The organism is Pantoea septica, assembly GCF_002095575.1.
GTDB lineage: Bacteria > Pseudomonadota > Gammaproteobacteria > Enterobacterales > Enterobacteriaceae > Pantoea > Pantoea septica.
In genome coordinates, this window is record NZ_MLJJ01000025.1 from 41,603 (window position 1) to 65,686 (window position 24,084).

At 61.1% G+C, this 24,084-nt stretch carries 22 protein-coding genes and 2 pseudogenes; 14 read left to right on the forward strand and 10 right to left on the reverse strand.

Annotation, left to right across the window (positions count from 1 at the left end; genetic code table 11):
- Position 1: 1 nt before the first annotated feature.
- Positions 2-454, reverse strand: a complete 453-nt coding sequence (gene csdE, locus HA46_RS14330) for a cysteine desulfurase sulfur acceptor subunit CsdE (RefSeq protein ID WP_033788699.1) — start codon at positions 452-454, stop codon at positions 2-4.
- Positions 451-1,665 (reverse strand): cysteine desulfurase CsdA, encoded by a 1,215-nt coding sequence (csdA, locus tag HA46_RS14335; protein ID WP_084885024.1) that lies wholly within the window; start codon positions 1,663-1,665, stop codon positions 451-453. Before csdA ends, csdE begins: the two co-directional genes overlap by 4 nt.
- 196 nt (positions 1,666-1,861) lie before the next feature.
- Here csdA and HA46_RS14340 point away from each other — a divergent pair, with 196 nt between their 5' ends.
- From HA46_RS14340 to rlmM, 4 genes are all read left to right on the forward strand, one after another.
- Positions 1,862-2,083, forward strand: a complete 222-nt coding sequence (locus HA46_RS14340) for a YgdI/YgdR family lipoprotein (RefSeq protein ID WP_033752826.1) — start codon at positions 1,862-1,864, stop codon at positions 2,081-2,083.
- A 351-nt stretch (positions 2,084-2,434) separates the two neighbouring features.
- On the forward strand, positions 2,435-3,352 hold the full coding sequence (locus tag HA46_RS14345) for a transcriptional regulator GcvA (RefSeq protein WP_033788701.1): 918 nt from the start codon (positions 2,435-2,437) through the stop codon (positions 3,350-3,352).
- A gap of 50 nt (positions 3,353-3,402) precedes the next feature.
- Positions 3,403-3,798 carry a DUF423 domain-containing protein gene (locus HA46_RS14350; protein WP_033752824.1) on the forward strand — a complete coding sequence of 132 codons (396 nt, stop codon included), beginning with the start codon at positions 3,403-3,405 and terminating at the stop codon, positions 3,796-3,798.
- Complete coding sequence (gene rlmM / locus HA46_RS14355; protein ID WP_084885027.1) at positions 3,791-4,891, forward strand: 23S rRNA (cytidine(2498)-2'-O)-methyltransferase RlmM; 1,101 nt, start codon at positions 3,791-3,793, stop codon at positions 4,889-4,891. Before HA46_RS14350 ends, rlmM begins: the two co-directional genes overlap by 8 nt.
- A 3-nt stretch (positions 4,892-4,894) precedes the next feature.
- Here the strand turns inward: rlmM and xni are convergent, their stop codons facing one another.
- From xni to queF, 3 genes are all read right to left on the reverse strand, one after another.
- On the reverse strand, positions 4,895-5,671 hold the full coding sequence (gene xni / locus HA46_RS14360; RefSeq protein WP_084885029.1) for a flap endonuclease Xni: 777 nt from the start codon (positions 5,669-5,671) through the stop codon (positions 4,895-4,897).
- A gap of 40 nt (positions 5,672-5,711) precedes the next feature.
- Positions 5,712-7,073: a nucleotide 5'-monophosphate nucleosidase PpnN gene (ppnN, locus tag HA46_RS14365; protein ID WP_033788704.1), complete on the reverse strand. Its 1,362-nt coding sequence runs from the start codon at positions 7,071-7,073 to the stop codon at positions 5,712-5,714.
- Positions 7,074-7,242: 169 nt separating this feature from the next.
- A complete protein-coding gene (gene queF, locus HA46_RS14370) occupies positions 7,243-8,088 on the reverse strand; it encodes an NADPH-dependent 7-cyano-7-deazaguanine reductase QueF (protein WP_033788705.1) in 846 nt (281 codons plus the stop codon).
- Positions 8,089-8,150: 62 nt separating this feature from the next.
- On the opposite strand from queF, the gene syd reads away from it, so the two are divergent.
- The 4 genes from syd (at position 8,151) to HA46_RS14390 (ending at position 10,848) form a co-directional block, all read left to right on the forward strand.
- The gene (gene syd, locus HA46_RS14375; protein ID WP_244277526.1) at positions 8,151-8,720 is read left to right on the forward strand and encodes a SecY-interacting protein; all 570 of its coding nucleotides are present in this window, start codon (positions 8,151-8,153) and stop codon (positions 8,718-8,720) included.
- Between the two features lie 570 nt (positions 8,721-9,290).
- Entirely contained in the window at positions 9,291-9,614 is a 324-nt protein-coding gene (locus tag HA46_RS14380; RefSeq protein WP_033788707.1) for a YqcC family protein, read from the forward strand.
- Positions 9,614-10,390, forward strand: coding sequence for a tRNA pseudouridine(65) synthase TruC (gene truC / locus HA46_RS14385; RefSeq protein ID WP_033788708.1), 777 nt, complete (start codon positions 9,614-9,616; stop codon positions 10,388-10,390). The genes HA46_RS14380 and truC overlap by 1 nt, the downstream gene beginning before the upstream one ends.
- Positions 10,391-10,401: 11 nt before the next feature.
- Complete coding sequence (locus tag HA46_RS14390; RefSeq protein ID WP_084885034.1) at positions 10,402-10,848, forward strand: flavodoxin; 447 nt, start codon at positions 10,402-10,404, stop codon at positions 10,846-10,848.
- Between the two features lie 38 nt (positions 10,849-10,886).
- On the opposite strand, the gene garD is transcribed toward HA46_RS14390, so the two are convergent.
- Positions 10,887-12,446, reverse strand: coding sequence for a galactarate dehydratase (garD, locus tag HA46_RS14395; protein WP_084885037.1), 1,560 nt, complete (start codon positions 12,444-12,446; stop codon positions 10,887-10,889).
- 575 nt (positions 12,447-13,021) lie between these two features.
- Between garD and HA46_RS14400 the strand changes: the two genes are divergently transcribed.
- The 6 genes and pseudogenes from HA46_RS14400 (at position 13,022) to HA46_RS14425 (ending at position 20,009) form a co-directional block, all read left to right on the forward strand.
- On the forward strand, positions 13,022-14,368 hold the full coding sequence (locus tag HA46_RS14400) for an MFS transporter (RefSeq protein ID WP_084885039.1): 1,347 nt from the start codon (positions 13,022-13,024) through the stop codon (positions 14,366-14,368).
- A 9-nt stretch (positions 14,369-14,377) separates the two neighbouring features.
- A pseudogene (locus HA46_RS14405) lies at positions 14,378-15,724 on the forward strand (enolase C-terminal domain-like protein).
- 10 nt (positions 15,725-15,734) lie between these two features.
- Complete coding sequence (gudD, locus tag HA46_RS14410; RefSeq protein ID WP_084885041.1) at positions 15,735-17,066, forward strand: glucarate dehydratase; 1,332 nt, start codon at positions 15,735-15,737, stop codon at positions 17,064-17,066.
- Positions 17,067-17,111: 45 nt separating this feature from the next.
- Complete coding sequence (garL, locus tag HA46_RS14415) at positions 17,112-17,882, forward strand: 2-dehydro-3-deoxyglucarate aldolase (RefSeq protein ID WP_033788985.1); 771 nt, start codon at positions 17,112-17,114, stop codon at positions 17,880-17,882.
- Positions 17,883-17,901: 19 nt separating this feature from the next.
- A complete protein-coding gene (gene garR, locus HA46_RS14420) occupies positions 17,902-18,786 on the forward strand; it encodes a 2-hydroxy-3-oxopropionate reductase (protein ID WP_084885043.1) in 885 nt (294 codons plus the stop codon).
- An 80-nt stretch (positions 18,787-18,866) separates the two neighbouring features.
- Positions 18,867-20,009, forward strand: coding sequence for a glycerate kinase (locus tag HA46_RS14425; RefSeq protein WP_033788715.1), 1,143 nt, complete (start codon positions 18,867-18,869; stop codon positions 20,007-20,009).
- Positions 20,010-20,037: 28 nt separating this feature from the next.
- Here HA46_RS14425 and HA46_RS14430 read toward each other — a convergent pair whose 3' ends face one another.
- The 4 genes and pseudogenes from HA46_RS14430 to HA46_RS14445 form a co-directional block, all read right to left on the reverse strand.
- On the reverse strand, positions 20,038-21,102 hold the full coding sequence (locus HA46_RS14430; RefSeq protein ID WP_084885045.1) for a sugar ABC transporter substrate-binding protein: 1,065 nt from the start codon (positions 21,100-21,102) through the stop codon (positions 20,038-20,040).
- Between the two features lie 24 nt (positions 21,103-21,126).
- The gene (locus HA46_RS14435; RefSeq protein ID WP_033788717.1) at positions 21,127-22,125 is read right to left on the reverse strand and encodes an ABC transporter permease; all 999 of its coding nucleotides are present in this window, start codon (positions 22,123-22,125) and stop codon (positions 21,127-21,129) included.
- Positions 22,122-23,627, reverse strand: coding sequence for a sugar ABC transporter ATP-binding protein (locus HA46_RS14440; protein ID WP_084885048.1), 1,506 nt, complete (start codon positions 23,625-23,627; stop codon positions 22,122-22,124). The genes HA46_RS14435 and HA46_RS14440 overlap by 4 nt, the downstream gene beginning before the upstream one ends.
- 259 nt (positions 23,628-23,886) lie before the next feature.
- Positions 23,887-24,084, reverse strand: a pseudogene (locus HA46_RS14445) (cytosol nonspecific dipeptidase); the annotation flags it as partial.

The window sequence follows — 24,084 nt, forward strand, 5'->3', positions numbered from 1 at the left end:
CTCAGGCGCGCGCCGCGCGCGCGGCCTCCTGATGTACCGCCTCCGCCAGCGCTTTCAGTCCGCTGCTGCGCGAGGCGCTGAGCTGAGCGCGCAGCCCCAGTTCGTCAAACAGCTGCAGCGGATCTTCCGCCAGCAGCGCCTGCGGTGTTTTTCCCTCCACGGCGGTCAGCAGCACCGCCAGCAGACCACGCACGATGCGGCCTTCGCTGTCACCGTAGAAATGCAGCGTGCCGTCGTGACGCAGCTGGCTGCCGAGCCAGACGCGGTTTTCGCAGCCGGTCAGCTCGATGTCGGCAGTTTTCAGCGTCTCCGGCAGCGCAGGCAGCTGACGGCTGAGCTGGATTAGCTGGCGATAGCGATCCTCCCACTGCTGAAAATGGGCGAACTTCTCTTTCAGGCCGTCCAGGGTAATCAGATCGCCAAACGGGTGCGGGCCAGTCAGAGCCTGACTCATGCTTCCTCCTCAGACAGCAGGTCGAGCGCGGTATAGACGGCGCGCGTCAGCGCGTCGACATCCTGTAAATTATTATAGGGTGCGAAAGAGACGCGCAGCGTGCCGCTCACGCCCAGCGCCGCCATCAGCGGCTGCGCGCAGTGCTGGCCGGCGCGCAGCGCGATGCCCTGTTCCGCCAGCAGCGTAACGATGTCGCTGTGGTGCACGCCTTTGAAATCAAACGCCAGCACGCTCGTCCGGCCCGCGCGGTAGCTGCGGAAACCGGGAAACTCGCCCAGCTGCTCTTCAGCCAGGCTGGCAAGCTGCTGGCTCCACATCTCCGCCTTCAGCCTGTCGTGCTGCTCAAACCAGCTTAGCGCGGCGCTAAGTCCCACTACGCCCGCCACGTTCGGCGTGCCGGCCTCGAAGCGCCAGGGCGCGGGCTGCGGCGTGAAGCCGTTAAAATCGACATGGGTCAGCATTTTACCGCCGCCTTGCCACGGCGACATCTCCTCCAGCAGCTCGGCTTTGCCATAGAGCGCGCCGATGCCGGTCGGGCCGTAAACTTTATGGGCGGAGAAGGCGTAGAAATCGATATCCAGCGCCTGCACGTCGGTTGGGCAGTGCGCCACGCCCTGCGCGCCGTCGACCATGACTTTCGCGCCGACGCCGTGCGCCAGTGCGATAGCCTGCGCCAGATCCGGACAGCCGCCGGTGACGTTGGACATCTGGCCGATCGCCAGCAGGCGGGTGCGCGCGTTAAGCAGCGACGGCAGCAGCGCCATATCCGGCAGGCGATCGGCACCGATAGGCCATTTTACCACCTTCGCGCCGCGCGCCTGCGCCGCCATCAGCCAGGGCACCAGATTAGCGTGATGCTCCGCCTCGCTCACCAGGATCTCGTCGCCGGCCTTCAGCCGCGGCAATAGCCAGCCGTTAGCGACCAGATTGATCGCCTCCGTGGTGCCGCGCGTCCAGACGATCTGATGGCCATGCGCCGCATTAAGCAGGCGCGCTACCTGATGCCGCGCCTGCTCGTAGCGCTCGGTAAGCTGACGCGCCGCCCCGTACTGGCTGCGATGCACGGTGCCGCCGCTCAGGCTGTAAAACTGTTGCGTGGTATCAATCACCGCCTGAGGCTTGAGCGTCGTGGCGGCGCTGTCGAGATAAACACCGGCGTCGCTCAGCGCGGGAAACTGCTGGCGGAAGGCGGTGGGATTGAATGCGGTCATGCTTTGTCTCGTCATACAAATAAACAGGGCCAGATCAAAAGCCTGGCTCTCTCCTGGCAAAGCTGTAAAAGCGCGTTATGCTGATTAATGCAAGGTTTAAACCAAAACCCGCACAAGGAGCAACCTTCTTTAGTCGATTTGACTAGGGTTAGCCAACGCGGGCGGTTTGATGCAATCATCTACAAGGAGATAGAAAATGAAAAAACTTTCAGCAGTGCTGGCTGTCTGCGCTATGGCTTTTACTCTGGCCGCGTGTTCAAGCAATTATGTTATGCATACCAATGATGGTCGCACCATTGTTTCAGAAGGCAAGCCTTCCGTAGACAGCGATACCGGTATGATCAGCTATAAAGACGCTAACGGCAACAAGCAGCAGATTAACCGCTCCGACGTCAAAGAGATGGTTGAGATGCAGTAAGCGCTTCGGCGTCTGCTGCAGGCAAAAAAAAAGCACCGCAATTTGCGGTGCTATTCAAAATCACTATGGACAGACAGGGTAAATCTACAGGAATTAAAAGCTTGATCTTCAAGCGTCAGATCAAAATGCAAACACAACATCACGACCACAAGCCAAAAGCTTCCCGGAAATCTGCGAACTCACTCACAAATCCTGAAATCTTTTCGTTCCGGCTCAGGAAGTGCGGCAACTATAGGTATTTGCTGGAGCTTCCTCAACGGACAATTTATAATGCCTCGGATTACTAAAACTAATATGTGACCGCTTTTTATAAGCGCACGCATATTGCCCCTGATCCGAGCACGGAAAACCATGTCGAAACGCCTTCCTCCTCTTAATGCACTCCGCGTGTTTGACGCTGCGGCGCGTCATCTCAGCTTTACTAAAGCCGCCGAAGAGCTGTTCGTCACGCAGGCAGCCGTCAGCCATCAGATTAAATCGCTGGAAGATTTTCTGGGGCTTAAGCTGTTTCGCCGGAGAAACCGTTCGCTGCTGCTGACGGAAGAGGGGCAAAGCTACTATCTCGATATCAAAGAGATTTTCAGCGCGCTCAACGACGCGACGCGCAAACTTCAGGCGCGTAGCGCAAAGGGCGCCTTAACCGTCAGCCTGCTGCCCAGCTTTGCCATTCAGTGGCTGGTGCCGCGCCTCTCCAGCTTTAATATGGCTTATCCGGGCATCGACGTGCGTATTCAGGCGGTCGACCGCGATGAAGAGAAGCTGGCCGACGACGTCGATGTGGCGATTTTCTACGGCCGCGGAAACTGGCCGGGACTGCGAGTGGAAAAACTTTACGCCGAATACCTGCTGCCGGTCTGTTCGCCTGCGCTGATGACCGGCGATAATCCGTTAAAAACGCCCATGGATCTGTCGCGCTTCACGCTGCTGCATGACGCTTCGCGGCGAGACTGGCAATCCTATATTCGGCAGCTAGGCTTGCAGCATATTAACGTCCAGCAGGGGCCAATTTTCAGCCACAGCGCCATGGTGCTGCAGGCCGCGATCCACGGCCAGGGCGTGGCGCTGGCGAACAACGTGATGGCGCAGAGCGAAATCGAAGCCGGCCGCTTGATCTGTCCGTTCAACGACGTGCTGGTGAGTAAAAACGCTTTTTATCTGGTTTGTCATGACAGCCAGGCAGAACTGGGTAAAATAGCCGCCTTTCGACAGTGGATCATCGCGAAAGCCGCCAGCGAACAAGAAAAATTCCGCTTTCGCTACGAACATTAACTTATTGATTTCTGTAGCCTGATGTACAGATGCACCTTGAGGATAGTCAGATGTCCAGTCGTGCCATGTTTATTTTTGCCGCCATCAGCGGTTTTTTGCTGGTGGCGTTTGGCGCTTTTGGCGCCCACGTTTTAAGCCGTTCTCTGGGGCCGACCGAAATGGCCTGGATCCATACCGGGCTGGAGTATCAGGCGTACCATACGCTGGCGGTCATCGGTCTGGGTGCCGCGATGCTGCGCCGCGCTAATCTCTGGTTTTACTGGAGCAGCGCCTTTCTTGCCCTCGGCGTCGTGCTGTTTAGCGGCAGCCTCTACTCTCTGGCGCTGTCGCATCTGAAGTTTTGGGTTTTTGTTACGCCGGTCGGCGGCCTCTGTTTCCTGGTCGGCTGGTTTCTGATGTTGATTGGCGCGCTGCGTCTTAAACGAAAGGCAGATCGCCATGAATAAAGTTTTACTCTATTGCCGTCCCGGATTTGAAAAAGAGTGCGCTGCGGAAATCGCCGCCTGCGCCGCCGAACGTGAAATCTACGGTTTCCCGCGGGTAAAGGAGAACAGCGGCTATGTGCTGTTCGAGTGCTATCAACACGAAGACGCCGATCGCCTGGCGCGCGATCTGCCTTTCGATACGCTGATCTTCGCCCGTCAGATGCTGGTGGTCGGCGAGTTGCTGAAGGATCTGCCGCCAGACGATCGCATCGCCCCGATTGTCGGCATGCTGACCGGCGTGGTAGAGAAGGGCGGCGAACTGCGCGTCGAGGTGCCGGATACTAACGAAGCGAAAGAGCTGACGAAGTTTTGCCGCAAGTTTACCGTGCCGCTGCGCGCCAGCCTGCGCGAAGCGGGGATCCTGCTGAACTATGAAAGCCCGAAGCGACCCGTGGTGCACGTCTTCTTTATCGCGCCTGGCGCCTGCTACGTCGGCTACTCTGTCGTCGGCAACAATTCGCCGTTCTATATGGGCATTCCGCGCCTGAAATTCCCGGCCGATGCGCCGAGCCGCTCGACCCTGAAGCTGGAAGAGGCGTTTCACGTCTTTATTCCCGCCGATGAATGGGACGAGCGCCTGGCGGGCGGCATGCACGCGGTCGATCTCGGCGCCTGTCCCGGCGGCTGGACCTATCAGCTGGTGAAGCGCAGCATGTGGGTTGACGCGGTGGATAACGGTCCGATGGCGCCAAGCCTGATGGATACCGGGCAGGTTACCCACTGCCGCGAGGACGGCTTCAAGTTTCGCCCGACGCGCAACAACAACGACTGGCTGGTGTGCGATATGGTAGAGAAGCCGGTGCGCGTCGCCAGCCTGATGACCGAATGGCTGGTCAACGGCTGGTGCCGCGAGGCGATCTTTAACCTTAAGCTGCCGATGAAAAAGCGCTACGAAGAGGTGACGCAGAACCTGGCGATGATTGACGAGGCGCTGAAAGCGCAGGGCATCAACGCGCAGATCCGCGCCCGTCAGCTCTACCACGACCGCGAAGAGGTCACGGTGCATATCCGCCGCATCTGGGGCGCCATACCTGGCCGCCGCGACGAACGTTAAGCGTCAGGCCGGGCGCTGCGGCGCCTGGCCTTCATAGCGCAGCGTTTTCAGATTTCCCTGCAGCACCAGATCCTGCTTCAGCATCGCAACCTGTCGGCTGATTAAGGCGGACTCACGCCCGGCCTCCAGCTTCGCGCGCCACTTCTCCGGCACCTCGTCAAGCTGCGCATAGATCGCCTCCAGCGAACCAAACGTCTGCAGCAGCGTTTTTGCGCTTTTCGGGCCGATGCCCGCCACGCCGGGGATCTTGCTGCTGCTGATGCCGCACAGCCCCCAGTAATCGGGCAGTCGCTGCGGCGTGACGCCGAACTCATTTTCGATAAAGGGCAGATCCAGCCAGCGCTTTTGAAAGTAGTCGCGGATGCGGATCTGCGGCGCCAGCAGCTGGCAGTAGCCTTTGTCGGTAGAGACGATGGTCGCCTGATGGCCCGCCTGCGCCATTTTTACCGCCAGCGTAGCGGCCAGATCGTCCGCCTCATCCGCCTCGGCGATCCAGCAGCTGACGCCGACGCGGCGGAACGCTTCCTGCAGCGCGGGCAGTTCGGCATGCAGATCCTCCGGCATCGGCGGCCGGCCGCTTTTATAGTCCGGCAGCAGCTGATGCCGCCAGCACTGGTGACGCTGTTCGCTGTCGAATACCGCCACGACGTGGGTCGGCTGCGTATGCCCCAGCAGCTGGCGCAGCGCCGCCACGCATCCCTCGACGCAGGGCGATCCCTGTACTGCGTGCAGACGACGTATCAGGTTGAGCGCGTCCACGATAAGAAGGTGAAATGACATAAGCTAAACGGCAGCCCGGCAGGACTGCCTTCCTTGCGGTTTATTTAATGATTTCGTAGCAGGGGATATAGGCGGTGCCCGGCAGCTTCATGCGGTGCTGAGCGACGAAGCCCTGCAGCAATTCATCCATGCGGCGCATAATATCCGGCTCGCCGTGCAGCTTATAGGGCCCTTTTTCGCGGATTTCCCGTATGCCGATCTCTTTCACGTTCCCGGCGACGATGCCGGAGAAGGCGCGACGCAGATCCGCCGCCAGCTGCTCCGCCGGCTGGCTGGTGTAGAGATTAAGGTTGGCCATATTTTCATGCGTCGGCAAAAACGGCTTCTGCAGATCGGGCGAGATGCGAATCGACCAGTTGAAGCTGTAGGCGTCGCCGGTTTCGCGGCGATATTCCTTCACCTGCGGCATCGCTTTCTTCATCAGGCGCGCCACTTCGGCGGCGTCGTCGATAATGATTTTATAGTGACGGCGGGCCGCTTCGCCCAGCGTGTTGACGATAAAATCGTCCAGCACGTGGAAGTAGTCGGCGCTCTCCTGCGGGCCGGTAAGGATCAGCGGCAGCACCTGCTCGTGGTTTTGCGGGTTCATCATAATGCCCAGCAGGTAGAGCAGCTCTTCCGCCGTGCCTACGCCGCCCGGGAAGATAATGATGCCGTGCGCGATGCGCACAAAGGCTTCCAGGCGCTTTTCGATATCCGGCATGATGATGAGTTCGTTCACCAGCGGATTCGGCGGCTCGGCGGCGATAATCGACGGCTCGGTCAGGCCGATAAAGCGGCTGTCGCGGTAGCGCTGCTGCGCATGGCCTACCGCCGCGCCTTTCATCGGCGCCTCCATCACGCCCGGCCCGCAGCCGGTGCAGATATTCAGCTCGCGCAGGCCCAGCTGGGTGCCGACGTTGCGGCAGTACTGGTACTCCACCGCGTTGATGGAGTGGCCGCCCCAGCAGACGACGGTATTCGGGTATTCCCCAATGTGCAGCGCGCGGGCGTTGCGCAGAATAGAGAAAACCTGGTTAGTGATATGCGCCGAATCATCCGGCGGCGCCTCTTCCATGCCGGCGATCGTCAGCTGGCCGTTAACAAACAGAATGTCGCGCAGCACGGCGAACAGGTTGGCCTGCAGCGAACGGATAATGCGTCCGTCGACAAACGCCTCTTCCGGCGGATTGATCAGTTCCAGCTTGACGCCGCGTTCGCGGCGCAGCACGTTGATGTCGAAATTTTCAAAGCGGGAAAGCAGTTCGTGGCTGCTGTCGGTCTGGCTGCCTGAATTCAGGACGGCAAGGGAGCAGTTGCGAAACAGCTGGTAAAGGTCGCTGCTCGCGGTGCGCTTGAGCATGTCCACTTCCAGCTGAGAGAGCAGATCCATCGAGCCAAGAGGGCTGATATGCGTAATCAAATGAACTCCGTTACACCCGCCTGGGTGACTAATGACACCGCCGTTGCGGTGGCGAAAATCCCTGGTCGGCGATCCTCCGATCGCCGCCTTCACCAGAGTGCCTTGTCGGTCCTCGATGCTCAAGGGGAACGCAACCTCTGACGCGCAGGCTGCGAGAGGCCTCGCAAAGCTACTGACGCGCCAGACGGGAATATCCCGGCGTAAAAGGCACGTTGCTGCGCCACGGATTGATATCCAGGCCGCCGCGGCGCGTGTAGCGCGCATAGACGGTAAGCTGCTGCGGCTGGCAGAAGCGCAGCAGATCGTTAAAGATGCGCTCCACGCACTGCTCGTGAAACTCATTGTGCTGGCGGAAAGAGATGAGGTAGCGCAGCAGCGCTTCGCGGTCGATGCGCGGGCCTTTGTAGCGGATCATCACCGAACCCCAGTCGGGCTGATTGGTGATCAAACAGTTGGATTTCAGCAGATGGCTGACCAGCGTCTCTTCCACGACTTCGCCGCCCGCCGCACCGGCAAGGTAGTCGGCATTAAAGCTGTAGTCCGTGATGGCGATATCCTGCTCGTCGATGCAGTAACCGCTAAACTGACCGACGGGCTGGCCCTCGATTTCGCTCAGGCGGAACAGCGCGACGCTGACCTCGCCCTGCGCGCAGGCGCTGAGGTCGCGCTCCAGCGTCTGGCGCACGTCGCCCCAGTCGGCGAAGCGCGTCTGGTTAAAGCTGTTAAGGTAGAGCTTAAAGCTCTTCGACTCGATAAGATGTTCGCTGCTGGCGTTCAGCACCACTTCGCCCAGCGCCACCTGCGGTACGCCTTTGCTGTTAAGCCAGGAGAGCTCGTAAAGCGTCCAGATATCCGCGCCGGTGAAGGGCAGGGCATCGGGCGTCAGCCCCAGCGGCGCGCGGTTCAGGCTGCGCGGCACCGCCTGCAGCAGGCTGGGATCGTATTGATCGTGATAGGCTGTGGGTTTGCCCAGGGTCAGGTTGCTCAGCGCCTGATCCTTTTCATATAAAGACATAGCGGTTACCCGTGATACAGAACAAAGTGGATAAGTGTAACCCATCAGACGTGAGAAAAAGAGTGATGCAACAGACTGTGGATGCCCTGCGCGAATTTACCGCCCGCTACTGCGACGCCTGGCAACAGCGCACCGGCCATGCGCCCGCCAGCGAGGCGCTTTATGGCGTGCCGTCGCCCTGCATTATCGCCACCCAGGCTAACGAGGTATGGTGGCAGCCGCAGCCCTTTACCTTGCCCGCCACGCTGGAAGCGGTAGAGCGCGCGCTGGAGATCACGCTTCAGGACGATATCACCGCCTTTTACACCGCGCAGTTCGCGGGCGATATGACGGCGCGCTTTGCGCACCTTGAGCTGTCGCTGCTGCAGGTCTGGAGCGAAGAGGATTTTCTGCGGCTGCAGGAGAATCTGATCGGCCATCTGATCATGAAGCGCCGCCTGAAACAGACGCCGACGCTGTTTATCGCCGCCACAGAATCGGAGCAGGAGATCGTCTCGATTTGCAACCTGACCGGCGAGGTGATTCTTGAGCAGCCTGGCACCAAAAAACGCGAAATTCTGGCGGAAAACACCCAGATATTTCTTAAGAATTTACAGGTGGTTATGCCGGGCCTTGCAGATAATTGCCAGTGACGTTGTGAGATATCTCTTACATCTGTTGTGAGAGATTGGCATTTCTCTTAAGGGGCAGTCAGAAGTCCGAAATGTAAAGATATTGTGAATCATTGACTTAATGGCATTACTCCTAAATCTGGTCTATAAACAAATAAAGTAACGCTATTTTAGTGCCTTGTTTATTCAGTAGCCTCTGCCAGAATAGTCAGCAGTTGGCAGGAAGCCAGAGGATGGAAGATAGCGTCAGGATACGTCATGCCAGGAGGCGGGACCGTAACGGAGTTTACGTCACACGGAAGGCTTCAGGATGAAGCAGGACACTCAGGAGAGAGTCAGGGACACCTCCAGGAAGGAGAATGAGAGCCGCACATGATGCGCGGCGGGCCTGGAAGCCAAAGGAATTATCAGGACGATAAGCGCAGGATGACGCACAGGAAAAGTTGTCACGGATGAGGCAGGGAGCATCAAAGTAGCGGGAAAGCTGCAAACGAACCGGGAGCACTGTTTTAACAGTGCTCCCTTTTTTTGCGCCCGCGTCCGGCGGTGGTATGCTTGCGGCCCAAATTTACCGCTCGCTGGAGGTGGCCTATGACCCCTTTACTGTTACAACGGCTGGAGCAGCTCGAAGCGCTGCTGCGCGATCACCATCACTGGCAGGAAACGCCCCCATCCGCCAGCGCGCTCGCCAGCAGCCAGCCTTTCTGTCTCGACACCCTGGAGCCGCTCGAATGGCTGCAGTGGGTTCTCATTCCGCGTATGCGGGCGCTTATCGCCGCGCAGCAGCCGCTGCCGCAAAACTTCGCTATCGCTCCCTATTTCGAAGTCGCGCTGACCGCCGCCACGCCGGGTCATGCGCCGATTCTGCATAGCCTGAACCAGCTCGATGCGCTGTTCATGGACGATTCCGTCTGATGCTGGAAATAATCTATCAGGATGAATGGCTGGTGGCGGTCAATAAACCCGCCGGCTGGCTGGTGCATCGCAGCTGGCTGGATCGCAAAGAGAAGATTGTGGTGATGCAGACCGTGCGCGACCAGATTGGCCAGCACGTCTTCACCGTGCACCGGCTCGATCGCCCGACCTCCGGCGTATTGTTGATGGGGCTCTCCAGCGAAGTCGGCCGCCTGCTGTCGCAGCAGTTCGAGCAGCACGAGATACGGAAAACCTACCACGCGGTGACGCGCGGCTGGCTGCAGGAGAGCGGCACGCTCGACTATCCGCTGGTGGAGGAGCTGGACAAGATCGCCGATAAGTTTGCCACGGAAGCGCGCGCGCCGCAGCCGGCGGTGACTGACTATCAGGCGCTGGCCTGGGCGGAAATGCCGGTGGCGATCGGCCGGTATCCGAGCGCGCGCTACAGCCTGATGCAGCTCTCGCCGCGCACGGGCCGCAAGCATCAGCTGCGCCGCCATATGGCGCATCTGCGCCACCCGATTATCGGCGACACCACGCACGGCGATCTGCGGCAAAATCGCGGCGCGGCGCAGCATTTCGGCGCCGAACGCCTGATGCTGCACGCCAGCAGCCTGGCGCTGACGCACCCGGTGACCGGCGAACCGCTGGTGATCCGCGCCGGACTGGATGCGGTATGGCACCGGCTGGGCTGCGAGTTCGGCTGGCAGGCGGCGTTCGCCGCCGCAGGGCTTGAGTTTGCCGCCGCGGCAGGCGAGGATAGCACTTCAGCTTAAGGAGCAGGCACATGGCGAAGATTGGCATTTTTGTAGGTACAGTATATGGCAACGCGCTGCTGGTGGCGGAAGAGGCGCAGCCAGTTTTACAGGCGCAGGGGCACGACGTTGCGGTTTATGACGATCCGACGTTAGCGCAGTGGCAGGGTTACAGCAGCGACGTCGCGCTGGTTATCACCTCCACCACCGGGCAGGGCAATTTCCCCGACAATATCGCCGCGCTTTATCAAGACGTGAAAGACAAGCTGGGCTATCAGCCGACGCTGCGTTACGGCGTAATCGCGCTGGGCGACAGCAGCTACGATCACTTTTGCGGCGCGGGCAAAACCTTTGACGCGCTATTGCAGGAGCAGGGCGCGCAGCGCGTCGGCGAGGTGCTGCTGGTGGACGCTACCGAGGATCCCGAGCCGGAGACGGTCACCTCGCCCTGGGTTGAAGCCTGGGGAAAACAGCTTTGAGTTAGCCGCGCGCTGCGGCAGCGCAGCGCGCGTCTCTGTCAGGTCACCGGCGCCGGATTGAACACCGCCAGCTGGTTGCGAATGCCCCAGCGATCCGACCAGGTTTGCTGGCGGCCGCTGGCGATCTCCAGAATCAAGTGGAAGAGCCGCCAGCCGACCTGCTCGATGGTCTCTTCTCCCGTGGCGATAGTGCCGGCGTTAATATCCATCAAATCGTGCCAGCGATCGGCCAGCGCGTTGCGCGTCGCCATCTTAATCACCGGGATCGCCGCCAGGCCGTAAGGCGTGCCGCGTCCGGTGGTAAAGACCTGCAGCGTAATGCCCGATGCCATCTGCTGCGTGCCGCAGACGAAATCGCTGGCGGGGGTAGCGGCGTAGATCAGCCCGCGCCGCGTCGGCCGCTGGCCCGGCGACAGCACTTCGACAATCGCGCTGCGGCCCGATTTGGCGATCGATCCCAGCGCTTTTTCCACCACGTTAGCCAGTCCGCCCTTTTTATTGCCGGGCGAAGGGTTGGCGCTGCGGTCGGTCTGGCCCTGATCGAGATAGTCGTCATACCACGCCATCTCTTCCAGCAGTCGCTTACCCACCTCTTCATTAATGGCGCGCGGCGTCAGCAGATGGATCGCGTCGCGCACTTCGGTCACCTCGGAAAACATCACCGTTGCGCCGCAGCGCACCAGCAGATCGGAGGCGAAGCCCACGGCGGGATTGGCGGTCACGCCGGAAAAGGCGTCGCTGCCGCCGCACTGCGTGCCGACAATCAGCGCGGAGGCGGGGCAGGTTTCGCGCTGGCGGCGGTTGAGGCGCTCGAGGTGCCTTTTCGCCACGCTGAGGATCTCCTCCACCATCGCGCCGAAGCCGATATGGCGCTCATCCTGCAAACGCACGATGTCGCTATCGTCCAGCGAGATCGCCTGCACGTCGCTGGTGCCGGTCAGCAGGCGTTCGGGCTGCAGCTTCTCGCAGCCGAGGCTCACCACCATGATTTCGCCGCCGAAGTTGGCGTTCAGCGCCAGGTTATGAATGGTGCGGATCGGCACTACCGCCGCCGGCGCGTTAATCGCCACGCCGCAGCCGTAAAGGTGGTTCAGCGCCACCACGCCATCGACGTTCGGGTAGTTCGGCAGCAGGTCGCGCTCGATAATCTGCACGACATAGTCCACCACGCCCGCGACGCAGTGCACGCTGGTGGTAATGCCGAGCAGGTTGCGCGTGCCGACGCTGCCGTCCGCGTTGCGGTAGCCTTCGAAGGTGTAGCCTTCCAGCGGCGGCAGCTCGGGCGGCACGTTAGTCGCCAGCGGCAGGCTGGCAAGCGGCGGCGCTTCGGGCAGCGCCACCAGCGACTCGTCGATCCAGCCGCCTTGCGCGATATCGCGCAGCGCATAGCCGATCACTTCGCCATAGCGGAGAATGGCGGCGCCCTGCGGAATGGCGGCGAGCGCCACTTTATGGCCTTGCGGCACATGCTCCGTCAGGGTCAGCCCGTCGGAAAAGGTGGTGCCTGCCGGCAGCCCCTGGTTGTTGACCACGATAGCGACATTGTCATCTTCATGGACTTTGATATAAAGCGGCGGCTCATTGAGAATTCGGTTCATCGCTCACCTTCCAGTCATGCATACGCGAGTCATTAATAAAGTGCCTTCGCAGGCGAGAGCCTGCCTGCAGGCCGGGTCAGCAGCCTGGCGCGCCGTACGTGGCGGCGCGTTATCGTTCTTCATGTCGCACATCGGATTTGCCAGCCTTAGTATATGAACGCGGGTTGTCCGCCGCATTGTGCAACTGTCCGGCATTTGCACCCATTTCCGCTGCTTTTTGGTTCGCTTTTCCAAAAGCAAGTGAAGAGTCTCACAAAGGCGCCGACCTTCGCTTAATTAATCGCCATTTTGGGCTGAAAAAACCGGGTTCCGTGAGGCGCGCCGCAGTCGGCTGTGCAACTGCCAGACAATGCGTGCATTAGCGGCGTAATTGTCAGGCGTTCTTCCAGTGCCTCCGCCTTTTGTCATTCCTATACTGGCTTTCGTTATACGACGTTAGGTTATTCGTCACGACGCACTATCGGTTTGCCCCTATAAAAAAATCGCCGTGTTTAACCCGACTTCTCTCTGATACCCAACGCGATGTGTATGCAGTCAGAGCGAATGTAGCGAACGCTATATTTCAGGAGTGCATCATGAATAGTTACAGCCAGACGGCGGAAGCGGTGCAGAAGCGCACCAACGCCCGCTACTGGATCGTGGTGATGTTGTTTATCGTCACCTCGTTCAACTACGGCGACCGCGCCACTATCTCCATCGCCGGTTCCGCCATGTCGAAAGATATCGGTCTCGATTCGGTCGGACTGGGCTACATCTTCTCGGCGTTCTCGTGGGCCTACGTTATCGGCCAGATCCCAGGCGGCTGGCTGCTGGACCGCTTTGGATCAAAACGCGTCTACTTCTGGAGTATCTTCCTCTGGTCGCTCTTTACTCTGCTGCAGGGCTTTGTCGATGTCTTTAGCGGCTATGGCATTGTGGTCTCACTGTTTATGCTGCGCTTTATGGTCGGCCTGGCAGAAGCGCCATCCTTCCCAGGCAACAGCCGCATCGTCGCGGCCTGGTTCCCGGCGCAGGAGCGCGGTACCGCCGTCGCCATCTTTAACTCGGCCCAGTATTTCGCCACGGTGATTTTTGCGCCGATTATGGGCTGGCTGGTATCAGAAGTGGGCTGGGCGCACGTGTTCTGGTTTATGGGCGGTCTCGGCATCATTCTCAGCTTTATCTGGCTGAAAGTGATCCACGATCCCAACGACCACCCTGGCGTGAATAAAGCCGAGCTGGAGTATATGGAGCAGGGCGGCGCGCTGATCAATATGGATGCGAAAAAGGCGCAGCAGAAAGTGAGCTGGGATGAGAAGTGGTTTCAGATCAAGCAGCTGCTCACCTCGCGCATGATGCTGGGCATCTATCTCGGCCAGTACTGCGTCAACGCGCTCACCTACTTCTTTATTACCTGGTTCCCGGTTTATCTGGTGCAGGCGCGCGGCATGTCGATTCTGAAAGCGGGGATGATCGCCTCGATTCCGGCGGTTTGCGGCTTTCTCGGCGGGGTGCTGGGCGGCGTCATCTCCGATTACCTGATGCGTAAAACCGGTTCGCTCAATATCGCGCGCAAAACGCCTATCGTGCTCGGCATGCTGCTCTCTATCAGCATGGTGATGTGCAACTACAGCGATACCGAATGGGTAGTGGTGTTCTTTATGGCGCTCGCCTTCTTCGGCAAAGGCATTGGCGCACTGGGCTGGGCGGTGATGGCGGATACCGCGCCGAAAGAGATCAGCGGCCTGAGCGGCGGCCTGTTCAATATGTTCGGCAACTTCTCCGGCATCGTCACGCCTATCGCTATCGGCTACATCATCGCCACCAGCGGTTCGTTTGAAGGCGCGCTGATCTATGTCGGCATCCATGCGTTCGTCGCCGCCTTCAGCTTCCTGGTGATTGCGGGCGATATCAAACGCATCGAACTGAAACCGCGGACATAAGGAGAGAGTATGTCTACGCAAAGCACGCCGATCATCACGCGCATGCAGGTGATCCCGGTCGCCGGATACGACAGCATGCTGCTGAATATCGGCGGCGCACATAACGCCTGCTTTACCCGCAATATCGTGGTGCTGACCGACAGCGCCGGGCATACCGGCGTCGGCGAAGCGCCGGGCGGCGACACCATTTACCAGACGCTGGCCGAGGCGATCCCGCAGGTGGAGGGCCAGCAGGTAGCGCGCATGAACCGGCTGGTGCAGCAGGTGCACAAAGGCAACCAGTCGGCCGACTTCGACACCTTCGGCAAGGGCGCCTGGACCTTTGAGCTGCGCGTCAACGCGGTCGCCGCGCTGGAAGCGGCGCTGCTCGACCTGCTCGGTCAGTGTCTCGGCGTGCCGGTGGCGGAGCTGCTCGGTCCCGGCCAGCAGCGCGACGAGGTGACGGTGCTGGGCTATCTCTTCTATATCGGCGACCGCCGCAAAACCGATCTGCCCTACCAGAGCGGCGAGAACGGCGACCACGACTGGTATCGTCTGCGCCATCAGGAGGCGCTGACGCCCGACGCGGTGGTGCGTCTGGCGGAGGCGGCGCAGGACAAATATGGCTTTAAGGATTTTAAACTCAAGGGCGGCGTGCTGCCGGGCGAGTAGGAGATGGCATCCGCGGCGGCGCTGAAGCGGCGCTTCCCAGACGCGCGCATTACCGTCGATCCCAACGGCGCATGGACGCTGGACGAAGCGATCCGCCTCTGTAAAGGCATGGGCGAAGTGCTGACCTACGCGGAAGACCCGTGCGGCGCCGAGCAGGGCTATTCCGGCCGCGAGGTGATGGCGGAGTTCCGTCGCGCCACCGGGCTGCCGGTCGCCACCAATATGATCGCTACCAACTGGCGCGAGATGAACCACGCGGTGATGCTCAACGCGGTCGACATTCCGCTGGCCGATCCGCACTTCTGGACGCTGAGCGGCGCGGTGCGCGTGGCGCAGCTCTGCGACGAGTGGGGGCTCACCTGGGGCTGCCACTCCAATAACCACTTCGATATTTCGCTGGCGATGTTTACCCACGTCGGCGCAGCCGCGCCGGGCAATCCGACCGCGCTCGATACCCACTGGATCTGGCAGGAGGGCGACCAGCGCCTGACCACACAGCCGCTGCAGATTCGCAACGGCAAAATCGCCGTGCCCGACGCGCCGGGGCTCGGCGTCGAGCTGGACTGGGATCGGCTGCGCCAGGCCAACGACCTCTTTAAATCGCTGCCGGCGGGCGCGCGTAACGACGCCACCGCCATGCAGTATCTGATTCCCGGTTGGACGTTCGACCGTAAGCGCCCGGCATTCGGGCGCGCCACAGCGTAAGGAGCAGGAGATGAGTTCGACACCGAAAGTCACAGCGATGCAGGTTATTCCGGTAGCCGGATATGACAGCATGTTGCTCAACCTGAGCGGCGCGCACGCGCCTTTTTTCACCCGCAATATCGTCATTATCAAGGATAACGCGGGCCATACCGGCGTCGGCGAAATCCCCGGCGGCGAGAAAATCCGCCAGACGCTGGAAGATGCGGCGGCGCTGGTGATTGGCAAAACGGTTGGCGAGTACAAGAACGTACTCAGCCTGGTGCGCAGCACCTTCGCCGATCGCGACTCGTCGGGACGCGGCAGCCAGACCTTTGACCTGCGCACCACCATTCACGTGGTCACCGGCATTGAGGCCGCGCTGCTCGACCTGCTGGGCCAGCATCTGCAGGTCAACGTCGCTACGCTGCTGGGCGACGGGCAGCAGCGCGACCGCGTCGAGATGCTCGGCTACCTGTTCTACATCGGCGACCGTAAAAAGACGGCGCTCCCCTATCAGAGCCAGCAAGATGAGGCCTGCGACTGGTATCGCCTGCGCCACGAAGAGGCGCTGACGCCGGAAGCGGTGGTGCGGCTGGCCGAGGCGGCGTACGACAAATATGGCTTTAACGACTTCAAGCTCAAGGGCGGCGTGCTGCGCGGCGGCGAAGAGGCGGAAGCGGTGACGGCGCTGGCGAAGCGCTTTCCAGAGGCGCGCATTACCCTCGATCCCAACGGCGCCTGGTCGCTCAACGAGGCGATCCTGCTCGGCAAGCAGCTGAAAGGGGTGCTGGCCTATGCGGAAGATCCGTGCGGCGCCGAGCAGGGCTATTCCGGCCGCGAGGTGATGGCGGAGTTCCGCCGCGCCACCGGGCTTCCGACCGCCACCAATATGATCGCCACCGACTGGCGGCAGATGGGCCACACGCTGTCGCTGCAGTCCGTCGATATTCCGCTGGCCGATCCGCACTTCTGGACCATGCAGGGCTCGGTGCGCGTGGCGCAGATGTGCCACGACTTCGGCCTGACCTGGGGCTCGCACTCCAACAACCACTTCGATGTCTCGCTGGCGATGTTCACCCACGTCGCGGCCGCCGCGCCGGGCGCCATCACCGCCATCGACACCCACTGGATCTGGCAGGAGGGCAACCAGCGCCTGACCAAAGAGCCGCTGCAAATCAAAGGCGGCATGGTGCAGGTGCCGCAGAAGCCGGGGCTGGGGGTCGAGCTGGATATGGATCAGGTTATGCAAGCCAACGCGCTTTATCAAAAACATGGACTGGGCGCGCGCGACGATGCGCAGGCGATGCAGTTTCTGGTACCGAACTGGACCTTCGATAATAAACGTCCCTGTCTGGTGCGCTAACTTTTAGGCTCCCTGCGGGGAGCGGCTGTAACGGGAGAAAAGATGATGAGTAATACCGCCTGGCCGAACACCTTTCGCCGTCGTCTGCTGGCAGGAGAAACCCTGATCGGCAGCTGGTGCGCGCTGGCAAACCCTGTCACCACTGAAGTGCTCGGCCTGGCCGGTTTCGACTGGCTGGTGCTGGACGGCGAACATGCGCCCAACGACATTACCACCTTCGTGCCGCAGCTGATGGCGCTCAAGGGCAGCGCCAGCGCGCCGGTGGTGCGTCCGCCCTGCAACGAACCGGTGATCATCAAGCGCCTGCTGGATATTGGCTTCTACAACTTCCTGATCCCGTTTGTGGAAACTGAAGAGGAGGCGCTGCGCGCCGTGGCCTCGACCCGCTATCCACCCGCTGGCATTCGCGGCGTTTCGGTGTCGCACCGCAGCAATATGTACGGCACGCTGCCCGATTACAACGCCACGGTGAACGACAACATTACGGTGCTGGTGCAGATTGAAACCCAGCAGGCGGTCGACAATATCGACGCCATCGCCGCGGTGGAAGGGGTCGACGGCATCTTCGTCGGGCCGGGCGATCTCTCCGCCGCGCTCGGCTATCTCGGCCAGCCTGCGCACCCTGAGGTGCTGAAGGTGATTAAGCATGTCTTCGAGCGCGCCAAAGCGGCGGGCAAGCCGAGCGGCATTCTCGCGCCGGTCGAGGCGGATGCGCGCCGCTATCTCGAATGGGGCGCCAGCTTCGTGGCGGTGGGCAGCGACTTAGGGGTCTTCCGCAACGCGACTCAGGCGCTGTGCGACAAATTTAAGAAGTAACTGACGAAGAGGAAAGGCAATGAAAATTGGATTTATCGGCCTTGGCATCATGGGCAAACCGATGAGTAAAAATCTGGTGAAAGCCGGTTATTCTCTGGTGGTACGCGATCACAACGCCAGCAACGAAGCGGAATTAAGCGCGCTGGGCGCCACCGTGGCGACATCGCCGAAAGAGGTGGCCGAGCAGGTTGACGTGGTGATCACCATGGTGCCCAACTCGCCGCAGGTGAAAGAGGTTTGCCTGGGCGAAAACGGCATTATCGACGGCGCGAAGCCGGGCCTGATCGTCATCGATATGAGTTCTATCGCGCCGCTCGCCAGCCGCGAGGTGCATGACGCGCTGGCGGAGAAGGGCATCAAAATGCTCGATGCGCCGGTGAGCGGCGGCGAGCCGAAAGCGATCGAAGGCACGCTTTCCGTGATGGTAGGGGGGGACAAAGAGATCTTCGATCGCTGCTACGACATCATGAAGGCGATGGCGGGCTCGGTGGTGCACACCGGTGATATCGGCGCGGGCAACGTTACCAAGCTGGCGAACCAGGTGATCGTGGCGCTCAATATCGCGGCGATGTCGGAAGCGCTGTCGCTGGCGACCAAAGCGGGCGTCAATCCCGAGCTGGTCTATCAGGCGATCCGCGGCGGGCTGGCGGGCAGCACCGTGCTCGACGCCAAAGCGCCGATGGTGCTGGATCGCAACTTCAAGCCGGGCTTCCGCATCGACCTGCATATTAAGGACCTGGCCAACGCGCTTGATACCTCGCACGGCATTGGCGCCCACCTTCCGCTCACCGCGGCGGTGATGGAGATGATGCAGGCGCTGCGCAACGACGGCCAGGGCAACGCCGACCATAGCGCGCTTGCCTGCTATTATGAAAAATTAGCCAAAGTTGAGATAACCCGTTAACGCGTCGCAGCGGCTGGCGCGGCCGCTGCACTGCGTCATCAAGGATGATAAACCGTCTATCAACAGCGCCTGGATTGCCTATGAAAATCGTAATCGCACCGGATTCATACAAAGAGAGTTTATCCGCCTCAGGCGTGGCAACCGCGATTGAAGCGGGCTTCCGCGAGATTTTTCCTGACGCCACTTACGTGAAGATACCGGTTGCCGACGGCGGCGAAGGCACGGTTGAGGCGATGGTGGCGGCAACGGCGGGAAGTCTCGTCAACCTGCGCGTAACCGGACCGCTCGGCGCGCCGGTTGACGCCTTCTACGGCCTCTCCGGCGACGCGCGCACCGCCTTTATCGAAATGGCGGCCGCCAGCGGGTTAGAGCTGGTGCCCGCCGCTCAGCGCGATCCCCTGACCACGACCTCGTTCGGCACCGGCGAGCTGATCAAGAGCGCGCTGGACAAAGGCGTCGGGCATATCATTATCGGCATCGGCGGCAGCGCCACCAACGACGGCGGCGCGGGCATGATGCAGGCGCTGGGCGCGCGGCTGCTGGATGCGCAGCAGAACGAAATCGGCTTCGGCGGCGGCGCGCTGCCGGGGCTGGCCAAAATTGATATCAGCGGACTGGACGCGCGCGTGCGGCAGTGCCGTTTCGAAGTGGCGTGCGACGTCACCAACCCGCTGACCGGCCGCGACGGCGCGTCGGCTATCTTCGGCCCGCAGAAAGGCGCGACGCCGCAGCTGGTGGCGCAGCTGGACAGCGCGCTGGCGCACTATGCGGCGATCATTCAGCGCGATCTCGATATCGACGTGCTGCATATTCCCGGCGGCGGCGCGGCGGGGGGAATGGGTGCGGCGCTGCACGCCTTCTGCCAGGCGGATCTGCGGCGCGGCATCGAAATCGTCACCGAGGCGCTCGGGCTGGCGGAGCAGGTTAAAGACGCTTCGCTGGTGATTACCGGCGAAGGACGCATCGACAGCCAGAGCATTAACGGCAAGGTGCCGATTGGCGTGGCGCAGGTGGCAAAACAGTTTAACAAGCCGGTAATCGGCATTGCCGGCAGCCTGACGGCGGATGTCGGCGTGGTGCATCAGCACGGTCTGGACGCGGTATTCAGCGTGCTTTACAGCATCTGTACGCTGGAGGAGGCGCTGACGAACGCCGAAACCAATCTGCGGCTGGCGGCGCGCAATATCGCCGCGACGCTGAAGGTCGGCGGCGCAATAGAGTAAAAAAGCGGCCCTCAGGCCGCTTTTTGTTTTACTTTTTGTATTTTGCTTCCAGCGTCGCGAACCACGGCGCGACGAAATCGTTATTGCCGCCCCAGCCGGGAACGATCTTGTTCAGCGACGCCACGTTAATCGCGCCCTGCTGGCTGTTCAGCTGCTGCTGAGAGATCGAGGCGCCTTTGAAATCGTAGCTGGCGGGCGTGGCGTCGCCGGCGATCTTATTCGCCACCAGGCGCATATTTACCGCGCCGATAGTTTTCGGATCCACCGCCACGGTCTGCACCCATGGGCTATTCTTCTCGCGCATCAGCTGCAGATCCTGGTTAGAAACGTCGATGCTGTAGAGCTTGATCTCGGTGCGGCCGTTCTCCTGCAGCGCCTTATAGGCACCCTGGCTGAAGGCGTCCCAGGCGCCCCAGATCGTATCGATCTTGCCTTTCGGATATTTTGCCAGAATCGCGCCGATCTTATTGGCGGTATCGCCCTGCACGTCGGAGGAGACCGCGCCGATCGACTCCAGCTGATGAATGCCTGGATTCTCCTTCAGCAGCTTCTCATACACCACCTGACGGCGCTCCATTGCCGGGAAACCGGCAACCCACAGCTTGACGATATTGGCCTTGCCGTTGAAGTCCTTGATCAGCTGGCCGAGCGACGACTGCGCCAGCGAGGCGTCATCCTGCGCGGTCACCGTGACGCCCGGAAGCGGCGAATCGACCGGCGTATCGAACACCGACACTTTAATGCCCGCGTCGGCAATGCGCTTTACCAGACCGCTGGCGTAGGGCGCTTTGCCGTGGGACAGAATAATGCCGTCATACTTCTGGCTGATCGCCTGATTGACGAAGTCCTGGAAGCGCGCGTCGTCGCCGTTGCTGAGAAAGGTGCTGACCTTGAAGCCCAGCTTGCGGCCCTCCTGAATGGCGCCGGCGACAAACTGCGTGGTGTTGTCGTCGGAGCCCAGGTTGCGGATCACTGCGATGCGCACCGGCCCTTCGTGACCGGCGATGGGAGCAGGCACGGGGACTACCGTATCGGCGACGGCGCTGGCGGAGATCAGGCTGACGGCCAGCAGAGAGAGCGTTATTTTTTTCATGGTCTTTTTCCAGGTTAATCAGCGTTAGCGGCGCTGAACGTAGGTCATCGCCAGTGCCAGAGCCAGCACCAGTCCTTTAATAATGTCCATGGCGTAATAAGGAACGGAGAGCATCACCAGCCCGTTTTGCAGCACGCCGAGCAGCACCGCGCCCACCAGCGTGCCGAGCGCGTTAGGCTTGCCGGCGCCCGCCAGCGACAGGCCGATCCAGGCGGCTGCCACGGCGTCCATCAGGTAGCCGCCGCCGGCGTTGACCTGCGACGAGCCGATGCGCGACGCCAGCAGAATGCCGCCCAGGCCCGCCAGCAGCGAGGCGATCACATAGGCCAGCACGCGGTAGCGCGTAGTGCGGATGCCGGAGAGGCGCGCCGCTTCCGGGTTGCCGCCCAGTGCATACATGCGCCGGCCATGCGTGGTGAGCGACAGCGCCAGCTGCGCCACCGCCGTCACCACCAGCATAATAATGACGATCACCGGCACCTGGCCGAGCAGGCCGAAGCCCGCCGGGATAGCCCCTTCCGCCATATCGCCGCTCGGCATCACCATGTTTTCCGTGATCGAACCGCCGAAGCTATAGGTCATCGCGACGCCCTGGATAATAAACAGCGTGGCGAGCGTCGCCAGCATATCGGGAATGCGCAAAATCACGATCAGAAAGGCGTTGAACAGGCCGATCAGCGTACAGAGCGCCAGGGTCAGCGCAATCGCCTCGACGCTGTTCATGCCGTACCAGACGAACAGCGAGATCACCAGCGCGTTGGCCAGCGAGGCGGTGGATCCGACCGAAAGATCGAAGCCGCCGACGGTCAGGGAGACCGAGACGCCCACGGCGATCACCGTCACGATGGCGATGGAGCGCAGGATATTGATGATGTTGTTGGGTTCCAGAAAACTGTCGGAGGCGAAGCCGAATCCGGCAATCAGCAGGGCGACCGTGATCAGCATGCCCCACTTATAGAGGAAGTCGAACAGTCGATGGCGCAGCGGCGGCGCCGCGGTCAGGGTAATCTCTTTGCTGCTCACGCAGGGGTTCCTCCAGTGGAATAAAGCAGAAGCGTCTCTTCGGTGGCCGCGCGCCCGTCCAGCTCGGCCACGATGCGCCCGTCCCAGAGCACGCAAATTCGGTCGCAAAGCCCAACCAGCTCGGAAAATTCGCCGGAGGCGTAAATTACCCCTTTGCCTTCCTGAGCCAGACCGCTAATTAAGCGGAACAGTTCGGTTTTCGCCTTGATGTCGACCCCTTTGGTCGGCTCATCGAAAATCAGCACGTCGGCGTGGCTGCGCAGCCACTTGCCGATGGCGATCTTCTGCTGGTTGCCGCCGGAGAGGCGGCGCAGCGGCTGTGCCGGGCCGGTGGTGCGCACGTTCAGACGCTGGATCACCGCTTCCGCCCAGCGCCACGCCTGCCGATGGCCGAACAGGCCCCAGCGCGAAAAGCTGCTATCGGCGCTGACGCTGAGGTTCATCGCCACCGGCTCGTCGATAAAAATACCCTCTTTGCGCCGTTCTTCCGGCACCAGCGCCATGCGCCTGCTCACCGAATCGTGCGGCGAGCGCGGCCGCCACGGCTTGCCGTGCAGTTCGCCGCGCGTTACGCGGCTTTTACTGGCGCCGAACAGCGCTTTGCACAGCTCGGTTTTGCCCGCGCCCGCCAGCCCGGCAATGCCGAGGATCTCGCCCCGGTGCAGCCGCAGCGAAATATCCTGCAGCAGCCGATCGTCGTGCAGCCCCTCTACCGCCAGCAGCAGCGGCTGCGCGCTGGCGGGACGGCGCGGCGGATAGATATCGGTCAGCTGATGGCCGAGCATCTTCTCGACGATCTGCTCGCCGCTGAGCGCCGCCATCGGGCCGCTCTCGATCAGACGGCCGTCGCGCAGCACCGTCAGGCGATCGCAGATCGCCTTCAACTCATGGATGCGGTGCGAAATAAACACCACGCCGATGCCGCTGTTTTGCAGGCGGCGCACCACGGCGAACAGCCGCTCGCTTTCGTGCTGGTCGAGCGGAGCGGTCGGTTCGTCGAGGATCAGAAAGCGGCAGTGGTGCGACAGCGCGCGCGCCAGCAAAATCTGCTGCTTTTCCGCCAGCGTGCAGCGCTCCACCCGTTGGTTTACGTCGATATGCGCCTCGAGCTGCGCCAGCAGGGCGCGCGCCTGCCGGCGAATGGCGCGCCAGCGAAAGCCGTGCCCGGGTTCGGCCAGCCGATCCAGCAGGATGTTCTCCGCCACGCTGAGTTGAGGCACCAGCGCCACGTCCACCTCCTGCTGCACCAGGTGTATGCCGAGTCGTTTCGCGTCGCGCGGGCTGCGTATCGACACCGGCGCGCCGTCCAGCCTGATTTCGCCGCTGTAGTGGCTGTGCGCGCCGGACAGCACCGCCATCAGCGTCGATTTGCCTGCGCCGTTAGCGCCGGTCAGCGCATGCACCGAGTGGCCTTCCGCGACGAAATCCACCTGCGTCAGCGCGGCGAATCCGCCGAATGCGAGTGAGATATTGCGCATCTCAAGGCGGTTTAAGGCACTCATTAGCTGAAGCTCCCCTGTGACTGGCTGGCCGCAATTTTTTCCTGAAGTTTCAGGCGCGGCAACAGCCGAAAGCGCATAAGCTAGCACGAAATCTTATTAGCCATCCAGACATCTGGATAGTTTGGCGGCTAAAGCTGGCGCGCAGGATAACGCTGGTGTTTTACAACAGGGAAGGAAAGAGAAGTGGTGTTTTATGCTGGCGCGGCGCGCGGGCATAAAAAAGCCAGGCCGAAGCCTGGCTTATCAAAACAGGATGCGCTTACTTTTCTGGGATCGCATTCAGCAGGGTAGTGAGCAGTTTCCAGTAAAGGCCGACGCTCTCAATATGCACCTGCTCGTCCGGCGAGTGCGGACCGGTGATGGTCGGGCCGATAGAAACCATATCCATATTCGGGTAAGGCTTCTTGAACAGGCCGCACTCGAGGCCGGCGTGGATCACCTGAATGTTCGGCGTTTT

Coding starts and splice junctions, on each gene's coding strand:
- rlmM (WP_084885027.1), top strand. CDS start 3,791: ATGAATAAAGTTTTACTCTATTGCCGTCCCGGATTTGAAAAAGAGTGC.
- HA46_RS14430 (WP_084885045.1), bottom strand. CDS start 21,102: ATGAAAAAAATAACGCTCTCTCTGCTGGCCGTCAGCCTGATCTCCGCC.
- csdE (WP_033788699.1), bottom strand. CDS start 454: ATGAGTCAGGCTCTGACTGGCCCGCACCCGTTTGGCGATCTGATTACC.
- xni (WP_084885029.1), bottom strand. CDS start 5,671: ATGTCATTTCACCTTCTTATCGTGGACGCGCTCAACCTGATACGTCGT.
- HA46_RS14340 (WP_033752826.1), top strand. CDS start 1,862: ATGAAAAAACTTTCAGCAGTGCTGGCTGTCTGCGCTATGGCTTTTACT.
- HA46_RS14345 (WP_033788701.1), top strand. CDS start 2,435: ATGTCGAAACGCCTTCCTCCTCTTAATGCACTCCGCGTGTTTGACGCT.
- HA46_RS14440 (WP_084885048.1), bottom strand. CDS start 23,627: ATGAGTGCCTTAAACCGCCTTGAGATGCGCAATATCTCACTCGCATTC.
- HA46_RS14425 (WP_033788715.1), top strand. CDS start 18,867: ATGAAAATCGTAATCGCACCGGATTCATACAAAGAGAGTTTATCCGCC.
- garR (WP_084885043.1), top strand. CDS start 17,902: ATGAAAATTGGATTTATCGGCCTTGGCATCATGGGCAAACCGATGAGT.
- HA46_RS14390 (WP_084885034.1), top strand. CDS start 10,402: ATGGCGAAGATTGGCATTTTTGTAGGTACAGTATATGGCAACGCGCTG.
- garD (WP_084885037.1), bottom strand. CDS start 12,446: ATGAACCGAATTCTCAATGAGCCGCCGCTTTATATCAAAGTCCATGAA.
- csdA (WP_084885024.1), bottom strand. CDS start 1,665: ATGACCGCATTCAATCCCACCGCCTTCCGCCAGCAGTTTCCCGCGCTG.
- truC (WP_033788708.1), top strand. CDS start 9,614: ATGCTGGAAATAATCTATCAGGATGAATGGCTGGTGGCGGTCAATAAA.
- queF (WP_033788705.1), bottom strand. CDS start 8,088: ATGTCTTTATATGAAAAGGATCAGGCGCTGAGCAACCTGACCCTGGGC.
- HA46_RS14350 (WP_033752824.1), top strand. CDS start 3,403: ATGTCCAGTCGTGCCATGTTTATTTTTGCCGCCATCAGCGGTTTTTTG.
- gudD (WP_084885041.1), top strand. CDS start 15,735: ATGAGTTCGACACCGAAAGTCACAGCGATGCAGGTTATTCCGGTAGCC.
- HA46_RS14380 (WP_033788707.1), top strand. CDS start 9,291: ATGACCCCTTTACTGTTACAACGGCTGGAGCAGCTCGAAGCGCTGCTG.
- HA46_RS14400 (WP_084885039.1), top strand. CDS start 13,022: ATGAATAGTTACAGCCAGACGGCGGAAGCGGTGCAGAAGCGCACCAAC.
- garL (WP_033788985.1), top strand. CDS start 17,112: ATGAGTAATACCGCCTGGCCGAACACCTTTCGCCGTCGTCTGCTGGCA.